Genomic DNA, 274 nt, shown 5'->3' with positions numbered 1-274 from the left:
GTACAAGGCTTCTTCCATCGCCGGGTCGCTGAGCGCATACCACTGCTGCAGGAAGTGGATGCGCAGCATCGTCGCCAACGGATAGGGCTGGCGACCGGGACGGCCCATCTTCGGGTAGTGCGGCTCGATCAGACCCAGCAGCGCCTGCCACGGCACCACCTGCTCCATCTCCGCCAAAAACACCTCGCGCCGCGTGCGCTTGCGGCTCCCCAGACCCTCGGCATCACCGAACGACAGCTGCATCGCATTCACCCCGATCACGGTGAGGCATTTT

General features: G+C 64.2%; 1 protein-coding gene. It reads right to left on the bottom strand.

All coding sequences use genetic code 11. The features are described from left to right. Positions 1-243 (bottom strand): transposase (locus tag J0695_RS41715; protein ID WP_206970025.1); only part of this gene is annotated, 243 nt, incomplete at its 3' end. Positions 244-274: the final 31 nt, after the last annotated feature.

The sequence above is a fragment of the Streptomyces beijiangensis genome (genome assembly GCF_017315755.1).
GTDB classification, from domain to species: Bacteria; Actinomycetota; Actinomycetes; order Streptomycetales; family Streptomycetaceae; genus Streptomyces; species Streptomyces beijiangensis.
Note: the sequence above shows the minus strand (reverse complement) of the source record. Positions and strands in the feature narration are given on the sequence as shown.